This is a genomic window from Paenibacillus sp. EKM301P (assembly GCF_011800295.1).
GTDB lineage: Bacteria > Bacillota > Bacilli > Paenibacillales > Paenibacillaceae > Paenibacillus > Paenibacillus polymyxa.
Window position 1 is genome coordinate 121,202 of the sequence record NZ_JAALFM010000005.1, and the last position, 16,261, is coordinate 137,462.

At 46.8% G+C, this 16,261-nt stretch carries 17 protein-coding genes and 1 pseudogene; 8 read left to right on the top strand and 10 right to left on the bottom strand.

Annotated features, from left to right (window positions below):
- The first annotated feature begins 5 nt into the window (after positions 1–5).
- Positions 6–884, top strand: a complete 879-nt coding sequence (locus tag HFD99_RS14465; RefSeq protein ID WP_167440929.1) for a DUF72 domain-containing protein — start codon at positions 6–8, stop codon at positions 882–884.
- On the opposite strand, the gene HFD99_RS14470 is transcribed toward HFD99_RS14465, so the two are convergent.
- Genes HFD99_RS14470 through HFD99_RS14490 form a run of 5 tightly spaced genes read right to left on the bottom strand, consistent with a single transcriptional unit; the run spans position 876 to position 5,915 of the window.
- Positions 876–1,991: a tetratricopeptide repeat-containing glycosyltransferase family 2 protein gene (locus HFD99_RS14470; RefSeq protein ID WP_167440930.1), complete on the bottom strand. Its 1,116-nt coding sequence runs from the start codon at positions 1,989–1,991 to the stop codon at positions 876–878. The two genes, HFD99_RS14465 and HFD99_RS14470, sit on opposite strands and share 9 nt — an antisense overlap.
- On the bottom strand, positions 1,991–2,863 hold the full coding sequence (locus tag HFD99_RS14475) for a class I SAM-dependent methyltransferase (RefSeq protein WP_167440931.1): 873 nt from the start codon (positions 2,861–2,863) through the stop codon (positions 1,991–1,993). The genes HFD99_RS14470 and HFD99_RS14475 overlap by 1 nt, the downstream gene beginning before the upstream one ends.
- A complete protein-coding gene (locus HFD99_RS14480; protein WP_167440932.1) occupies positions 2,856–4,178 on the bottom strand; it encodes a nucleotide sugar dehydrogenase in 1,323 nt (440 codons plus the stop codon). Before HFD99_RS14480 ends, HFD99_RS14475 begins: the two co-directional genes overlap by 8 nt.
- A 29-nt stretch (positions 4,179–4,207) precedes the next feature.
- Positions 4,208–5,188 (bottom strand): polysaccharide biosynthesis protein, encoded by a 981-nt coding sequence (locus HFD99_RS14485; protein ID WP_167440933.1) that lies wholly within the window; start codon positions 5,186–5,188, stop codon positions 4,208–4,210.
- A gap of 19 nt (positions 5,189–5,207) precedes the next feature.
- Positions 5,208–5,915, bottom strand: a complete 708-nt coding sequence (locus HFD99_RS14490) for a glycosyltransferase (RefSeq protein ID WP_167440934.1) — start codon at positions 5,913–5,915, stop codon at positions 5,208–5,210.
- 215 nt (positions 5,916–6,130) lie between these two features.
- On the opposite strand from HFD99_RS14490, the gene HFD99_RS14495 reads away from it, so the two are divergent.
- On the top strand, positions 6,131–6,844 hold the full coding sequence (locus tag HFD99_RS14495; protein ID WP_167440935.1) for a GT-D fold domain-containing glycosyltransferase: 714 nt from the start codon (positions 6,131–6,133) through the stop codon (positions 6,842–6,844).
- Between the two features lie 254 nt (positions 6,845–7,098).
- The gene (locus tag HFD99_RS14500) at positions 7,099–8,226 is read left to right on the top strand and encodes an SGNH/GDSL hydrolase family protein (protein ID WP_167440936.1); all 1,128 of its coding nucleotides are present in this window, start codon (positions 7,099–7,101) and stop codon (positions 8,224–8,226) included.
- 218 nt (positions 8,227–8,444) lie between these two features.
- Here HFD99_RS14500 and HFD99_RS14505 read toward each other — a convergent pair whose 3' ends face one another.
- On the bottom strand, positions 8,445–8,861 hold the full coding sequence (locus HFD99_RS14505; RefSeq protein WP_019688458.1) for a hypothetical protein: 417 nt from the start codon (positions 8,859–8,861) through the stop codon (positions 8,445–8,447).
- A 163-nt stretch (positions 8,862–9,024) separates the two neighbouring features.
- Here HFD99_RS14505 and HFD99_RS14510 point away from each other — a divergent pair, with 163 nt between their 5' ends.
- The 5 genes and pseudogenes from HFD99_RS14510 to HFD99_RS14525 all read left to right on the top strand — a co-directional run bounded on the left by HFD99_RS14510 (position 9,025) and on the right by HFD99_RS14525 (position 13,889).
- Entirely contained in the window at positions 9,025–11,004 is a 1,980-nt protein-coding gene (locus HFD99_RS14510; RefSeq protein ID WP_167440937.1) for a methyl-accepting chemotaxis protein, read from the top strand.
- A gap of 57 nt (positions 11,005–11,061) precedes the next feature.
- Entirely contained in the window at positions 11,062–11,238 is a 177-nt protein-coding gene (locus tag HFD99_RS14515; RefSeq protein WP_013372767.1) for a YjfB family protein, read from the top strand.
- A 187-nt stretch (positions 11,239–11,425) separates the two neighbouring features.
- On the top strand, positions 11,426–12,781 hold the full coding sequence (locus HFD99_RS14520) for a dipeptidase (RefSeq protein ID WP_167440938.1): 1,356 nt from the start codon (positions 11,426–11,428) through the stop codon (positions 12,779–12,781).
- Positions 12,782–13,025: 244 nt separating this feature from the next.
- A pseudogene (locus HFD99_RS26005) lies at positions 13,026–13,157 on the top strand (putative RNA methyltransferase); the annotation flags it as partial.
- A 132-nt stretch (positions 13,158–13,289) separates the two neighbouring features.
- Positions 13,290–13,889 (top strand): methyltransferase domain-containing protein, encoded by a 600-nt coding sequence (locus tag HFD99_RS14525; RefSeq protein WP_225164801.1) that lies wholly within the window; start codon positions 13,290–13,292, stop codon positions 13,887–13,889.
- Between the two features lie 70 nt (positions 13,890–13,959).
- Here the strand turns inward: HFD99_RS14525 and HFD99_RS14530 are convergent, their stop codons facing one another.
- The 4 genes from HFD99_RS14530 to HFD99_RS14545 form a co-directional block, all read right to left on the bottom strand.
- Positions 13,960–14,346, bottom strand: coding sequence for a hypothetical protein (locus HFD99_RS14530; protein WP_174821069.1), 387 nt, complete (start codon positions 14,344–14,346; stop codon positions 13,960–13,962).
- A 156-nt stretch (positions 14,347–14,502) separates the two neighbouring features.
- On the bottom strand, positions 14,503–14,994 hold the full coding sequence (locus HFD99_RS14535; RefSeq protein ID WP_013372771.1) for a hypothetical protein: 492 nt from the start codon (positions 14,992–14,994) through the stop codon (positions 14,503–14,505).
- 166 nt (positions 14,995–15,160) lie between these two features.
- Positions 15,161–15,643 carry a hypothetical protein gene (locus HFD99_RS14540; RefSeq protein ID WP_016818510.1) on the bottom strand — a complete coding sequence of 161 codons (483 nt, stop codon included), beginning with the start codon at positions 15,641–15,643 and terminating at the stop codon, positions 15,161–15,163.
- 371 nt (positions 15,644–16,014) lie between these two features.
- A complete protein-coding gene (locus HFD99_RS14545) occupies positions 16,015–16,242 on the bottom strand; it encodes a helix-turn-helix domain-containing protein (protein WP_013372773.1) in 228 nt (75 codons plus the stop codon).
- Positions 16,243–16,261 lie beyond the last annotated feature (19 nt).

Genomic DNA, 16,261 nt, shown 5'->3' on the forward strand with positions numbered 1-16,261 from the left:
AAAGTATGATTCAAATTGGACTGACGGGTTGGGGCGATCACGATGACTTGTATCCAACGGGCACTAAAGCTAACCAAAAACTAAGTGTCTATGGAAGCCATTTTCCCGTAGTAGAGATGGATAGTTCTTTTTATGCGGTACAGCCTACGGATCGTATGGCACGCTGGGCGACGGAAACTCCAGACTCCTTTTCATTTCTCGTCAAGGCCTATCAAGGCATGACCGGCCATACCCGCGGCAAACAGCCTTACTTCAAAACCATTGATGCGATGTATGAAGCGTTGCACGCATCCATACTGCCTCTTCGCGAAGCGGGCAAGCTCAAAGCTGTGCTGTTTCAGTACCCCCCCTGGTTCGACTGTACACGTGAGAATGTCGCCATATTGCGAGACACGAAAAATAGGATGGGAGAGGTCCCATCCGTACTTGAATTCAGACATCAAAGCTGGTTCACACCAGAATTTCGGAAGCAAACGCTGGCATTTATGCGTGAAGAAGGCTGGATACATAGCGTATGCGACGAGCCGCAGGCAGGCCCCGGGTCAGTTCCCATTGTACCGCTTGCTACAGACAGCAACCTGACCATCGTACGTCTCCACGGACGGAACATATCAGGCTGGAATCAAAGCTCGGCACCTAATTGGCGGGAGGTTCGTTATCTGTATCGGTACAATGAACAAGAATTGACCGAATGGAAAGACAGATTGCTGGAACTGGAGCAGCAAAGCCGTGAGGTATGCGTGATATTCAACAACAACTCAGGTGGAGACGCCGCTGCCAATGCCAAGCAACTCATGACCATGCTGGGCATGGAGCCTAGACCTTTTCCACCTCGCAAGCCACCTGAAGTGGATCAAGGGCCGGAACAGCTTGAGCTATTTTGACGGCCGGGCTGTGAGTGAAAGTTTGGGCATAGCCTCTCTGAGCTTGCGTTCGTTATCCAGCAAATGCGGGTCATCTGGCAAATAACGTAAAGCGACTTGGTTGTGCTCATATGAAGCTTCTAGCTTACCTACATGGGCGTAGCAATGACTGAGTCGTACATGAGGTAACCAAGAGTAGCATGGCAGTGGGACAGGTCTCATACCAGGAAGATGATGCTGTTGCTCCAATGCTCTTTCATACCAGTATGCGGCAGTACTCCATTCATTTCTTGTGAAAAACCAGTCCCCGATCATGCAGCACAGGTCTGCTTGCGGTACCCCGTATCGAAAAGAGCGTAACAGACGATCCAGCTGTTGCTCTGGCTTTCCGAGGTGGAGATAGCATTCAGCCGCTCGCGCACAAGCAGTAATGCGATCCTCCTGGTAGCCGCTCGGCTCCTCCAGCAGATGGTCGAAGCCCTCTGCGGCCTCGGCATATTCCTTACGGTCAAAGCATTCATTGGCGTGAAAATACAGCAGACGCCCTTCCAGCTTGCCGCTTTCGCTGATCCACCGGGCGAGAATACGCTGGTTACGGAGCGTATGGTCTTGCATTCGGCGATGTGTCACTGCCACATCCGCATGCACGATTTGCCCCTGAGGTATCACCAGATCCTCATGCAGACGCCCTTCCCAGCGGTATTGTCGCTCCCGCTTCACAAGGCGAATACGGCGTGAGCTGAACAACGGTTCACCCCGCTCACCCTCTGCCAAGTGAAGTGGCATCACCACCGCGTCGATATTTTCGGACAAACGCTGTTTTAAGGAACGAAGACGTTCACGATCGGGTTCCAGCAGCACATCATCCGCATCCAGCCACATGATATAGGAACACGTTGCCTTGCCAAACGATTCATTACGAGCGGCGGCAAAATCGTCCTTCCATTCAAACGTATATATCCGATCCGTATAGCGGGCTGCTATCGTCTTCGTCTCATCCGTTGATCCTGTGTCCACAATGATGATTTCATTCATCAGGTCTGCGACCGAATCCAGACACCGGGACAGTGTTAACGCCTCATTTTTTACGATCATGCACAAGCTGAGGGTCATTGGATGCTCAGTCATCACTTCACGTCATCCCCTTTACCGTTGGCTGACTCTTCCGTTGTTTTTCCGGTAGACTTGCCATCAGTATATGCACCTCTCCTCTCAGCCTGCGCCTTGTCTATCTGTTCGACATGCGTAACCCTTTCCAACGGCAAAAGTTGTTCCTCCAGTTGCCGGATTCGCTGTACCGCCTTGTCGAGTGCGGCCTTTCGCTGATTCATTTTGCGAACATGCTGCTGCTCCACCAGGCGAAACTGCTCCTCATCCAGCTTCATCCATTCATTCAGTTGCTCTGTCCCTGGCTTTGCCTCACGCAGCTCTTTCGGCTTCTTGCGACCTGCAAAGCATAAATATTTATGGTGTACCTCCAGCGCTTGTTCTATAAAGTAAGGGTACAGCACACGGGAGAGACTTCCGGCATAGTAAGTCCGTTTGTGATCGTGAAACGGATGATATCCATAAGGTACAGACAGGACGAGCATCCCCTTTTTATTCAACAAGCGGTAAGCATGGGACAGCAGAGTGTCGGGATGCGCAAAATGTTCCAAAATCTCTCCTAAAATAATAGTGTCAAATCCGCCGGGAGGACGTTCAAATTGTGAAATGTCCTTTAACTGAAAGTGGACTCGTCCCCTGACGGGTGCAGATTCCTGTCGAAGCTCTTTTTTTGCATACGAAATACTGCCCTCTTCCAAATCAATGGCCGTTACCTCAAAGCCTTCCCGCGCGAGCAAAATGGACGTTATCCCCTGACTGCATCCAACATCCAGCACGGTACGTCCCTGTACATGGCGGCAAATCCAATGAATTCGATTGCGGGTGGCTTCATGGGATTCCTCCGAATTGATCTGCCCGTAATAACGTTCGTTTACCTGATCACGGTTAGCCAACAGCGGCGCCCCCTCCGTCACCCGGTTGCCCCAAGATCACGACATGTCCACCTGTGCAGTGTGCAGTCGCATTACGTGTATCGAAGACCAGCGGAGCATGGTCAACCAACTGTTGGTAGTTCACCACAGAATGGTCTGTCGTAATGACTACGATATCTGCACTTTCCCACAGCTGGGCATTTGCCGTCCGAGATGGGATTTCTTCACCGTTCAGCTTAAAACCCGATACATACGGGTCGGTGAAGCTAACCGAAGCGCCCATTTTAGTTAGATGCTCGAACAAGACAAGCGCTGGGGATTCGCGAACATCATCAATGTCCTTTTTGTAGGCCACACCTGCCAGAATAATATTGGCCTTGTTTATGGCTTTCCCTTCCTGAGCGAGCATGGATTCGATTCGCTCCGCGATATACAGCGGCATACGCCGATTCATGCGGTCTGCCAGATCTACGAATTCCAATGGAAAACCGTGCTGCTCCGTTTTCCACGACAGATATAGCGGATCAACCGGGATACAGTGTCCCCCAATGCCTGGTCCTGGATAGAAAGGCATGTAGCCGAACGGCTTGGTTGCCGCTGCATCCAGTACCTCCCATATATTGATGCCAATTTTCTCACACGCCGCTGTCAGCTCATTGACCATTCCAATGTTGACACTGCGAAACGTATTCTCAAACAGCTTGGCGGCTTCAGCCACAGTTGTCGAGCTAACCGGAACAATCTGATCCAAAAAGGATCCGTAAAAACCTGCTCCTGCTGCCAGACAATCTGGTGTGCAACCGCCGATCACCTTAGGGGTGTTGCGAATGTTAAAATGGACGCTGCCCGGATCGACACGTTCCGGTGAAAAGCACACATAAAAATCCTGACCCACTGTCCATCCCCTGCGCTGCTCTATCACGGGCCGAATCAGTTCTTCGGTCGTTCCCGGATAAGTCGTGCTTTCCAGAATCAACAGGGTTTGTCTACGCAAATGAGGTATGGCCTGATTAATTGCCGTCTCAATATAGGACGTATCTGGCTGATGTCCGTCTGTCAGCGGTGTAGGCACACATACCACAACGATATCCGCATGCTCCAGTACCTTAATATCCGTAACTGGATGCAATTGCTGCCCGATTAGGCCTGCCAGTGCATCATCGCCAATGTCTATGATGTACGACTTTCCTTGAAGCAACTTGGCCACTTTGACAGGATCGGAATCTATACCATATACATCATAACCAGCCTTCGCCATTTCCACTGCCATGGGCAGCCCTACATAGCCGAGACCGATCACTGCCACCTTTACCGTTCCTTTTGTGATTCTTTCCATAAGCTGCAAAATACCCACCTCTTTCTTCGTTACTCCATACCTTGCAGTAACTCAGCAATTCCAGCGCGATCCATTAACTCATCGTCCGAGCGATATTGTTCGAAGCTTACCCGCTCCAATCCACCATATTGACTCAACAAACGCTTGTCTGCTTGCTGAGGAAGAATAACAAAATAACGATCATCATAGCGATACGTATGCGGAACCTCATAGGGCGAAATCAGCACCTCATGCAGCTTTTCCCCACCACGTATACCAATTTCCTTCACTTTTAACTTAGACTGTCCCGCCTGTTCTTTCATCACTTCTGCCAAATCCGCAATATTACAGCCCTTCATTTTCATGACTAACGTCTCTCCACCAATCGCCGTAACAGAAGCCTTCAGCAGCAAGCCAATCGCCTCTCCGAGCGTGAGGAAGAAACGTGTCATATCTGGGCTCGTCAGCGTTAAATCCTGACTTTCCGCGATCTGGCGTTTGAACAGGGGCACGACACTTCCACTCGTCCCTAGCACATTGCCGCCGCGAATACACACAAAGCGAGTACGCTCATTTAAGGCGTTGGCGCGGATCATCAATCTTTCGCCAATCGCCTTCGTCATCCCATATACATTCACCGGGTCTACCGCCTTGTCTGTAGAGACATCAATGACCTTGGCGACTCCCTGCTCTATGCTGGCCCGAATCACATTTTCCGTACCATGTACGTTCGTCTTGAAAGCCTCTTCCGGCTGCTTCTCACACACAGGGACATGCTTTAAGGCCGCCAAATGGAACACATAATCTATCCCGCGACAAGCCTCCTGCAATGCCTGAAGGTCCCGAATATCTCCAATCATGAAATTCAGCCGGGGATCAGACTGGAATTGCCGCTGCATGGCAATCTGTGCAAATTCACCGCGTGAAAAAATACGAATTTCCGCTGGTCCCTCCTTCAGCAATTCAGCCGTCAGGCGTTGCCCCCAAGATCCCGTTCCTCCGGTCACCAGCAGTTTTTTTCCTTTGAACAATATAATCTCCTCCTGACCGTTACGAATTGGCAATGCCTGTGCCCAAAAATTCAGCCAGCACCGCGTTCATTTCATTTTCTGAGAGTCGATCCTTTGCCGGCACCTTTTTCACCGATGTATTGGCGGCATGAATGACATTCACATAGTTGCGAAGCGGAATCACCTCATGCGGCAGCTCCGTTACATATCCGTGTGTGCCTTTCCCAGGAATAACGACACGGTAATCATTCAGAAATTCCTCTACTTGATAGCGGAACACATAAAAGGAAGGCGAGTGGTGAAACACAGGTGCCATCTGCCCCTCAACCGCATCCCACAAGTAACCCATTTGATTTATCAGCGCAACCGTATCCGGTTGAAACTTGTAATCATGCAACTGTTGTACAAAGGATTGGTGATACAAATCGTCGGAATCTATTCGAGCAATAAGCAGTTCGTCCGCTCCTTCGATGTACGCATTGATACGACGTTTACTTTCGATGCTCGTACCAAAACGGATGTGCTCAGGAATGGGCTCCCGTTGGGCCAGTTCCTCTTCCACAATGTCGCTGCATCCACCCGCCAGCTTGACGACAGATAAAAAATCCGTATTTGTCTGATTGAGCAGACTACGCAGCGTAAAGGTTCTGAATATATCCAGTCGCTCGCTGATCCACTCACGTGTCAGGCGGTTGGGGTTCATTCCATAGTTATTAAAATTAATTTCAATCACAATCTTGCGATTCATTGATCTTCCTCCCTTTCATCCGTCTTCTCTCAAGTTATGAAGACGCTTCTGAAACGGCACGTACAGATGCAACAACTCTCGCAAAAATAGGTAGAATCGAAAAAGAATAGCCGTTCATACAAAAACCTTTTAACTTTCGACATATGATAGAATACGAAGTTTTTTGCTCTATTTGAAAAGTTGAACAAGCAGGATTGACAGGGAGGAAACAAGATATGACGGATTCAAAGTATCTGGAGATTGACGAGGTATTGAAATGTTTGAAGCTGGCACTCGATCAGCACCAGCCCTTCTCGCTCATACGTATTGGAGATGGCGAAAATTTGGTATTGGCTCAAGACACCGTCTGGCCGATGGAAAAGGTGTTACAGGAACGCTGGGCGGTCAAAGCCAATCTCGGCCAAAAGGGACTATTTCTGCCCAATACGGAACTACGAGACGCAGTGGCAGAGGCAGTGAACAAAGCCAGCATCGCAGGCATTTTGCCATATGATGACGTGTCTATTAAGGCACCATCCTATATGAAGCGGGAGTTGACCGATCAGGTCTTTGCTCACTACGCTCTTTCCCCTGCGCTGACTTGCCATGCCTGCCTGAATCGATATTTAGCGGAGACACCCGTATTCTGGGACATCTTGAAAAATCGACGCATTCTGCTGGTGACCCGGACGGCCGCTGAAGTAAAGCCTGTTCTTGAGGCCGAGCCGTACGGGTTGCATATCGCGCACACGCTCGCATTTCATCAATATGAACAGATGCCGGAAACACTCGAATGGATCGCAGCACACAAAGATGACTTTGATATTGCGCTGTTCTCTTGTGGTGTCAATGCAGTGGTATTGGCGCAAAAAACAGCAGAATTAACTGGCAAAGTAGGTATAGACTTCGGCAAGGCGATTAATATCGTCATGTTCGGCAAAGCGAATTAAAGAATGAAAGTAATATCTAAAAAAAAAATCAAATTCGGTAACTGTGCTCTGAATATCAAAAAAGCATCAGCAAAATGAAACCTGCTGGTGCTTTTTGCTATCCATTGCTGCCATAAAGTTCGTATTTGCTCAAAATCATTCATATAAAGCCTTGAACCCTGACTTCTTAAAATAGAATTTGAGATTCCCTGTTACTTCTTTTACAATATTACAGAAACTAGCATTCATTCGAGATCATGAGGAGGATGTTGAATATGTCACATAACAAGAGATTGAAGACATATCCAATTGCAAAAACAAAGCATGTAAAGGTTCATGGTCGAACTACGCCAACACTCACCCCTCTCACTCTATTTTGGACAGGCAGCGGCATTGAATTGAATATGACAGGCTCAGAGCTATGGATTGAAATAGAAGCCGATTATCAGGTATATGAGCCCTGGATCAGTATTGTCATCAATGGTGTCCCGATGAGTCGCCTGATGGTGACCGCTGGTCGGCATTGGATCTGTCTTTTGAGAGGGTTGAACTCTGACACGGTCAAAAATGTCCGTATCGTCAAGGATGTCCAGCCTATGAGCTCGGACCCGCGCTGCTTGTTGCAAATTCATGCGCTGAAGGTTGACGGAGAATTGCTGCCGGTCCCTAATAAGCCCCTCAAAGTAGAGTTTATCGGGGACAGCATTACTTCGGGAGAAGGAACGATTGGAGCGAAGGAGGAGACAGACTGGGTTCCTATGCTATTCACAGCCCTACGCAATTATACAGCTATAACAGCCGAGGCACTGAATGCGGATTACCGAGTGTTCTCACAAAGCGGATGGGGTGTGCTAACCAGTTGGGATAACAATCCACATGGGAACATACCGGCATATTATGAGCAGATATGTAGTGTGCTCACCGGAGAGAGAAATGAAGCATTAGGGGCATTTGCCGATCATGATTTTACCTCTTGGCAACCAGACGTGGTCGTAGTGAACTTAGGGACTAATGACGGTGGGGCATTCTATTCTCCAGCATGGACAGATCCAGTAAGTGGAAAAGTGTACAAGCAACGTTTGAACGAGGACGGCACATTCAATGAAGAAGACGTACAAGCTTTTGAAAACGCTGCCGAACATTTTCTGGTCAAGCTTCGGACTTGCAATCCTGCTGCCCATATTGTGTGGGCCTATGGAATGCTTGGTACTCCGATGATGTCAGCGATCTACCGGGCGGTAGACGCATACAAGAAAAAAACGAAGGATCGGAAGGTGTCGGTATTCCAACTGCCTAACACGACAGAAGCAACGATAGGATCCCGCAGCCATCCCGGACTCCTCGCCCATACCAAAGCGGCAGATGAGCTGACTCAGTATTTGCGAGAAATTTTAAAAAATTAGCAGCCGGAAAAAGAAAATCAACTCTGTTGTACACACCATGAAGTAATCCAACAACCAGATCATTTATGTTCTCGGTGTTGTTAAGGAGCACAGCCACAAACCTGCGGCAAATGTCTGCCTCAGGCTGTGGCTGCTAGGCTTGGAGCGTGGCCGCCTAATCATAGGAAAACCATGAACAGGCGCGAGCTCTGAACCGGAGAATACTTGTATGATATATTTTACAAAAACGGAGTTGAAGCGATGCCCGTGAATACCTCAGGACCATTGCGAACAGTGGTCGATACACCCGAAATATAAGAAGAATATACCGTTTGTATGGCCCAGGGAGCGGACAGATCCTGTGCATTAAAAGCTTGCGTTTCATTAGATCCTGTCACGCCTAATACCCCCTCGGCGCGGTAGACTACCTCGTTCGGATCATAGTCGGCTCCACGTACGATTTCCACCGTATACGTATCACCAAGCTCACCGATCAAGCCAATCGAACCACTAAAAGTCACAATCGGACTCGGCACAAGAAAGGTTCGCAGCGTAATCATACCGAATCGCTCTGGTACTGGACCCAATTGAATATCGGGACCCTCCCCTGTTTTTGATGAACTGGTGGAGCTTCTCATATCCAGAAAAAAACCCATACCTTATCCCTCCAAGTTGCATGATACTCCATGCTATGCAAGCAATTCTTTGGCGTATTGGACAAATTAGTAATAAATCTATCAATTCAGCTCGAAAAAACCGATAGTAAATACATATGGTATAAGCTTTAGAATGAATATATAGATAGAAAGCAGGGGTTTGATGAAACAACTGAAACGACTGAAAACATTAACACTACGCAAGAAATTGACAGCGGCATTCCTGCTGGTCATGCTTGTTCCTAGTATCATTGTGGGCTCTTTCTCTTATCAGGCAGCATATAACCAGACAGATCGCCAATTACAGGACAGTGCGACATCTAGCGTTACTGCATCTGATCGCGCAGTTACTCAAACGATTCAAGCCAAACTCGCCGATCTCGAATATTACTCCACAACATTGACAGCTAGTGATAACAGTGCTGAAGCAGATGATGCCATTCTAAAAAGATTACAAGTGTATTTGAAAATGCATGCGGAAGTTGTTGATATGTTTGTAGGCACTCCCGAAGGTAAACTCATTATCGGCAAAGCCGTAGGCTCCACTAACGATCCTCGTGAGCGTCCGTGGTATAAACAGGCCATGGAGAAACCCGGTCAAACCGTAATCAGCCCTGTCGGGCTCAATACGGCCAAGGTCCCCGTTGTGTATATTTCACGTACACTTCCCGACAACAGCGGTGTTCTCGGTCTTTCTCTGAATTTGAATAATTTAAAAGAAATCACAAAGCTAAGAATCGGACAAAATGGATATATTGTGATATTTGATAGTACCAAACGTATCGTTACTCACCCGACAGAAGTCAGCGGGAGTACCGAAATGGGAGAAAAAACGCCTCAATTGTTTGACTCCAAGGAGGGTAGCTTCGATTACAATGCTGCTGGTGTAGCTAAACATCTGATTTTCAAAACCAATGAGTTGACAGGCTGGAAAATTGCCGGAACGATGGACAAATCAGAAACCCGTGCCTCCGCCCAACCTATTCTTCTCACGACAATCGTAGTGTTGGTCATTGCAGCCATCATCATTGGTGTGCTCGCAATGTGGCTGATCAACAGCATCCTTAAACCCATCCATAGATTGCGTAATTCTATGGATGCTATCAGCCAAGGTAATCTATCGATTAATGTGGCTACGAACAGCACAGATGAAATTGGCGAGTTATCAAGATATTTCCAACAAATGGTGGATAACCTGCGTAACATGATTAGAGAAATTCAAGCAATGACAGGTAATTTGTCAGCATCCTCGCAAGAGCTTGCCGCAGGTGCAGAACAAACGACCCGTGCCATCGAGCATGTGACCATAGCCATTCAAGATGTGGCTGCCGGCAGCGAACGTCAGGTAGACAGTGCTAAAGATAATCAGAAACGAGTTAGCGGCATGTCTGCTGACATTACAGCTATGACCGACACCATGGCAGAAATGACCACTTATTCCGCCCAAGCTATTCAGGCGTCGGATGCAGGCAGTGAGCATATCGGCAACAGTGTCATCTCCATCGATGGAATTCGCACTACCGTGGAAGAACTCGATACGATTGTCAGCGCTTTGAGTGACCGTTCCGGACGAATCGGGACGATTGTCACCGTCATTACGGAAATTGCTAGCCAGACTAATCTGCTTGCACTGAACGCTTCTATTGAAGCAGCACGAGCTGGGGAGCATGGCAAAGGTTTTGCTGTCGTAGCAACAGAGGTCCGCAAGCTGGCTGAAAACTCAGCTTATTCCGCACAGCAAATTCGTGAACAGATTCAAGGGATACAGAGCGGTGTATCTGAAGCCCTGGTCGCTATGGAATCTGCCAAGGAACGCGTAACGGAAGGGATCAATTCCATTGATCTATCCGGTCGCTCCTTCTCGCGCATCCGTAGAGCAGTAGCCAAATCAGCGAAGCAGCTCGATAACGTGGCTGCTTCTACCGCGGGAGTAGCCCATGGAACGAATGCAGTCGTTAGCAGCATGGAGGAAATTACACGTATTGCTGAAGAAGCAGCATCTCATACAGAGACCGTGTCCGCAGCCGCAGAGGAACAGCTCGCCTCCATGGAAGAGATCGGTTCGTCTGCCGCAGATTTGACCCGTCTGGCAGAGCAGCTTCAAGATTTACTGACACAATTCCAATTGGATGAAACAAAATAACCATTCCTACCGATAAATACAGAGAAAGCGAATTTTCAAAATGAAGGAGGATGGAACATGGATATCGCAGCATTATCCACAGGTATGAGTCAGGCCAGCTTGGCTCAAGCCGTAAGTGTGAAGGTATTGGGTATGGCTAAGGATCAAGCCAGTGAACAAGGACAGGCTTTGGTACAGATGATGGAAAAAAGCGTACAACCACATCTTGGGGGTCAATTGGACATCCGGGCATAAGTACATCCTATTCATGATGAAAGGCGATTCTACTCAGGTCTGTACAGACCCGGGCAGAATCGTTTTTTTTCTCCCTATTTTTCGTTCAGCATAAAACGTAGTAAACTAGACATATCGTCCACAACCTCGGTTCGGAGGATAGCGCAATATAAACATGATTTACATTTAAAAGGAGGATACATAGTTTATGAGTTATACTGAATATTTCGGAAAAGCCAGAGAACAACAACTGGGCGAACTACAGGAATGGCTGTCCATTCCGAGTATCTCCGCATTATCGGAGCACAAAAAAGACATTAACCAAGCAGCCGAATGGCTGGCGGCCAAACTGACTGCTGCAGGCTTGGAAAACGTTGAAATTATTCCAACCAAAGGCCATCCGTTAGTGTACGCAGACCATTTGCATGCACCTGGCAAACCAACCATCCTCGTGTATGGACACTATGATGTGCAACCTGTGGACCCGCTTCACCTGTGGGAAACGCCACCGTTTGAGCCATCCATTCGCGATGGAAAATTGTATGCGCGCGGAGCGACAGACGATAAGGGGCAAGTTTTCTTGCACATTAAGGCGGTTGAGGCCATTTTGAAGCAGGAAGGCAAATTGCCGCTGAACATCAAGTTTTGCATTGAAGGCGAGGAAGAAGTGTCCAGTCCGAACCTGCTTGAGTTTTTGCACACCGGCGCTGAACGCCTAGCAGCCGATGCTGTACTGGTGTCTGACACCTCTCTGATCGAAAAAGGGAAGCCTGCGATTTGCACAGGTTTGCGCGGACTGTGCTCACTGGAAGTCGCCATTCACACGGCGAACACGGATCTGCATTCCGGCTCCTTCGGTGGCGGCGTGCCGAATGCCCTGCATGCTTTGGTGTCCCTGTTGGCAACCCTGCATGATGACAAAGGCCGCGTTAGCGTCGAAGGATTTTACAACGATGTTGCTCCATTATCGGCAGAGATGAGAGAAGAATTTGCGAAGCAAGGATTCAATGAGAGCAAGCTGCAACAAGATCTTGCACTTGATTCGCTCTATGGCGAAGAAGGGTTTAGCTTCGTCGAGCGTGTTGGGGCTCGTCCTACACTGGAACTGAACGGCGTATATGGCGGCTTCCAGGGTGAAGGTACGAAAACGGTCATTCCGAAGGAAGCTCACGCTAAAATCACATGCCGCTTGGTAGCTAATCAGAATCCGCAAGATATTCTGGACAAAATCGAGCGCCATTTACGCGCACACGTTCAAGCAGGAGCTACCCTGGATATTCAACAAGGTGAGAAAGCGAACGCCTTTAACATCGACCCGTCACATGCGTTTTTACAAGCAGCAGCGGATGCCTTTGAGAAAGTATACGGTGTACGTGCCCTATTTACCAAGGATGGAGGCTCTATTCCGATCGTGGAAACCTTCTCCCGTGTGCTGAGTGCTCCAGTTGTATTGATGGGCTTCGGCTTGCCGGATGAAAACCTGCATGCACCAAACGAGCATTTTAATTTGGAGAATTTCGATAAGGGTCTGCTGACGATTGTGGAGTTTTTGAAATCTGTGTAAGCACATGACAACTTCTAATGGCTAAGTTACAATAGAGAGGGCGAAAGCCCTTTCTATTTTTTTAGAGGAGCGCTGCACAATATGATTATTCAGTTCATTCGTTTACGGTAATGTGAGGTACAGTTCATGAAAACTCAATCATTTTTTCAAAAAATGGGTTGGGTTTATTTGGCTGTGCCTTTTTTCATTCACCCAATACGAATGAACGAGGTGCTTTTCTATGTCCAAATGGAATAAACACGAGATGAAAGCTAGCCTGATTGGCAAGCATCAACATCTTTTTAGTTGTCCTGTATGTTCTCAACCCATGCGTATGGTGGAAGGTAAAAGCCTCCTATGTATGAATCAGCATTGCTATGATCTTTCAAAACACGGGTATTTACATTTATCCGCCCGATCCCATAAAACCAAATATGATAAACAACTATTTAACTCCAGAAGAATGATGTGCAATAGCGGATTTTTTGATCCTTTAAATGAAGCCATAAGCAGCACCATGATGAAGTTTATGAAACCCCTGTACGATCAAAAATCACATCTGTACTTGCTGGATGCAGGTTGCGGGGAAGGTTCCCCTTCGAGCCACATTCAGGATAAGCTTACCTGGAAGGGAATCACCGAGCTTACAAGCGTAGGTATGGACCTGTCTAAAGAAGGTATTGTGGCCGCAGCCAAAGCATATCCTCATGCCCTCTGGTGTGTTGCCGATTTGGCTCATTGCCCATTTGCAAATCAACAATTTGACGGTATACTCAATATTTTATCCCCTTCCAATTATGCTGAATTTAAAAGGATTCTTTCAGAGGATGGCTGCATTCTAAAGGTCATTCCCGAACCATATTATCTTCAGGAATTGAGATGCTTGTATGAACAGAAAAAGCCAACTTATTCAAATGACAATATATTAAGCCGGTTTAAAGATAGCTTTAATCTTCTATCCGCCGAACGAGTAACCTATCGCTTTATGCTAAATGCCGACCTTGTGGAGCCTTTGCTCCATATGACTCCCTTATCGTGGGGAGCTACGGAAGCAGACTGGCAGCGAATGCAGGAAATAGATTTACCGTATGTCACCGTAGATTTACTCATCTTATGCGGTAAAAAATAACATACCAAAAAGCATTCACAGCATGTGATTACGCATGCTCGTGAATGCTTTTTTTCGTTAATGCCGTCGCTTAAGGAAAACGAGTGTAGCGCAACAGGTGAACCAGCCGATTCAGCCGTTCTATCTCCCGATCCAGCTCATGCAGTGGCTGCCCCGCCAAAGCAGCGTTCGCTCTCCGATCACGTAGCGGATTTATTTTCCGGCCAATGAGTTTCAGCACGGTGGCCTTCCCCATGTTATTCACCACCACATATTGCGTTAGCGGATCAAGCTCAATCCACAATACATGGTGCTGTTGAAAAAACAACAGTAATTGCTTTTTTAACTCATCCAGCTCATGAGGCTCACCTGCAATTTGCGGCTGATGATGAAAAGCCACATAGCCCATCACACGCAGGTCACTTATGATTTGTTCCAAATGAAGCGTTTCGTTTATGTACACATTGTTCGTGCTCATGCGATTTCTTGCACCATTCGTACGATTTTCCCGGATGACGTTCACCCCCTGACTATCGTTTATTTTAAGGTTTATCTTTCCCCTTTTTCACTGTAGCGCAATCGGTTTTAAAAAATCAGAACGTATACAAACCTTATGAACAAAAAAACAACCGGCTTATACGCCAGTTGTTTCCCGTTCCACAAAATACTTATTGGTCATATAATGAGCCTTGCCTCTAGAAGTATCAACCATTCCCTTTTTGTTGTCGAGAAAAACAATCTCCCGGCATTTGGTGCAGTACCACTTGGTCCGCTTGAAGGGGGATTCTGTTACATACGATGTACCACATTTGCAATCTACTTTAATTAAGGTTTCTGTTGATTTGTAAGCTTGAGACAGCTCTCTTAAGCCAGTATCCGGCTGTTGAATCGGGATAATGACCTCCTGATAGCTTGAATACTGATTGTGCACTTTAAAGTCAGCCACCAGTTCCGCATGCAGTCCAAAGTACTCTTTGCCAATCTCGGTTACAAATTTCTTGCCGATTCTGTAACACTCAAGCCATTCCTGTATCTGTTGATTAGACAAAGGCACCGTGCCCTTGATACCACTATTTAATGTGTAAGTCATGATGTATAAAGTATCATCTTGTCTATGTCCGTACATGAGAAGCCTCCTTATAATACACTTGATAATGTACTACAAAGCGTACAAAACATCAATTTTATTATTTGGCAAAAGATATAGTAGCATTTCCAAGTATGGATTTAATATATGGTGAAAAGCATATAAAGACGCGTGCGAGTCTGTTAGAAAAGCAACTGACAATCTGTCAGTTGCTTTGTCTTTCTACATAGTATTTGTTGGTCATGTACCAGGCCTTGCCTGTATTCGTATCCACCATGCCCTTTTTACGATCCAGGAACACAATATTGTTGCATTCCTTGCATGACCACTTGGTTCTCTTATGAGGTGATTCTTCTATGTAGGAAGCACCACATTTACATTCTACCTGAATTAATGTTTTATACTGACTATACGCTTCTACCAGTGGGTCCAGATCTACAGCTTTACGTTCCATTACAGGCTGTATCATGGATATGTGTTCTCTCTGCTCCGAGTATTCATTATGTACCTTGAAATCTGCTACCAACTCAGGGTTTAAACCAAAATATTGTTTGCCCACAACTGTTACAAATTTGCTGCCGATTCGATATGCTTTAATCCATTCCTGCACCTGTTTACTGGATAGGTCGACTGTTCCCTTTATACCGCTGTTCAGCGTGTAAGTCATTGAGTGTTGGTTGGGTGTCATATGTCTTATCGTTCACCTCCGATCAAGAATATACCACAGGTAGTCCTAAGCAAAAACCCGATTCAACTTCCATCCTGTCGTCATGCTAATTTGTATTTCATTCTTAGACTATCACCAGATGCATTTCTATCTAAATACAACTTTGTGGTACAGCTTCCACCTCAATTATTCATATAACTTATTGGAAAACGCATGGTATTTTCTTCCTTATCTATATAGTACACCACTTATACACAAATTCCCACATATTTCAGCGGTTTAATCGTTTTTTTCGTCATATCCTCAGCATGATCAAAACAAAAGCCTTCCCGACCACCCTTCATTGTTGAAGGATCATCGAGAAGACTTTGTACCCCGCAAGGAACGAGAGGTCAGATTTTTAATTCGCCAAGCCTGATTAATTCTACGACCGCCTGTGAACGACCTTTTACGTTCAGTTTCTGCATTACGTTGGAAATATGGTTACGCACCGTCTTCTCACTAATAAATAGTTGTCCGGCGATGTCACGCGTTGTTTTGTCCTGCACGAGCAGTTCAAATACTTCACGTTCACGGTGAGTTAACAAAAACTTGTTTTTCTGGTCGTTACCCTTCGTCAATTTCACCCCTCCTTGCTCG

Bases quoted from the DNA above. Each gene is read 5' to 3' on its own strand.
- HFD99_RS14490 (WP_167440934.1), bottom strand. From the start codon at position 5,915: ATGAATCGCAAGATTGTGATTGAAATTAATTTTAATAACTATGGAATG.
- HFD99_RS14470 (WP_167440930.1), bottom strand. From the start codon at position 1,991: ATGACTGAGCATCCAATGACCCTCAGCTTGTGCATGATCGTAAAAAAT.
- HFD99_RS14510 (WP_167440937.1), top strand. From the start codon at position 9,025: ATGAAACAACTGAAACGACTGAAAACATTAACACTACGCAAGAAATTG.
- HFD99_RS14500 (WP_167440936.1), top strand. From the start codon at position 7,099: ATGTCACATAACAAGAGATTGAAGACATATCCAATTGCAAAAACAAAG.
- HFD99_RS14465 (WP_167440929.1), top strand. From the start codon at position 6: ATGATTCAAATTGGACTGACGGGTTGGGGCGATCACGATGACTTGTAT.
- HFD99_RS14530 (WP_174821069.1), bottom strand. From the start codon at position 14,346: ATGAGCACGAACAATGTGTACATAAACGAAACGCTTCATTTGGAACAA.
- HFD99_RS14480 (WP_167440932.1), bottom strand. From the start codon at position 4,178: ATGGAAAGAATCACAAAAGGAACGGTAAAGGTGGCAGTGATCGGTCTC.
- HFD99_RS14540 (WP_016818510.1), bottom strand. From the start codon at position 15,643: ATGACACCCAACCAACACTCAATGACTTACACGCTGAACAGCGGTATA.
- HFD99_RS14505 (WP_019688458.1), bottom strand. From the start codon at position 8,861: ATGGGTTTTTTTCTGGATATGAGAAGCTCCACCAGTTCATCAAAAACA.
- HFD99_RS14525 (WP_225164801.1), top strand. From the start codon at position 13,290: ATGAAACCCCTGTACGATCAAAAATCACATCTGTACTTGCTGGATGCA.
- HFD99_RS14535 (WP_013372771.1), bottom strand. From the start codon at position 14,994: ATGTACGGACATAGACAAGATGATACTTTATACATCATGACTTACACA.
- HFD99_RS14495 (WP_167440935.1), top strand. From the start codon at position 6,131: ATGACGGATTCAAAGTATCTGGAGATTGACGAGGTATTGAAATGTTTG.
- HFD99_RS14515 (WP_013372767.1), top strand. From the start codon at position 11,062: ATGGATATCGCAGCATTATCCACAGGTATGAGTCAGGCCAGCTTGGCT.
- HFD99_RS14520 (WP_167440938.1), top strand. From the start codon at position 11,426: ATGAGTTATACTGAATATTTCGGAAAAGCCAGAGAACAACAACTGGGC.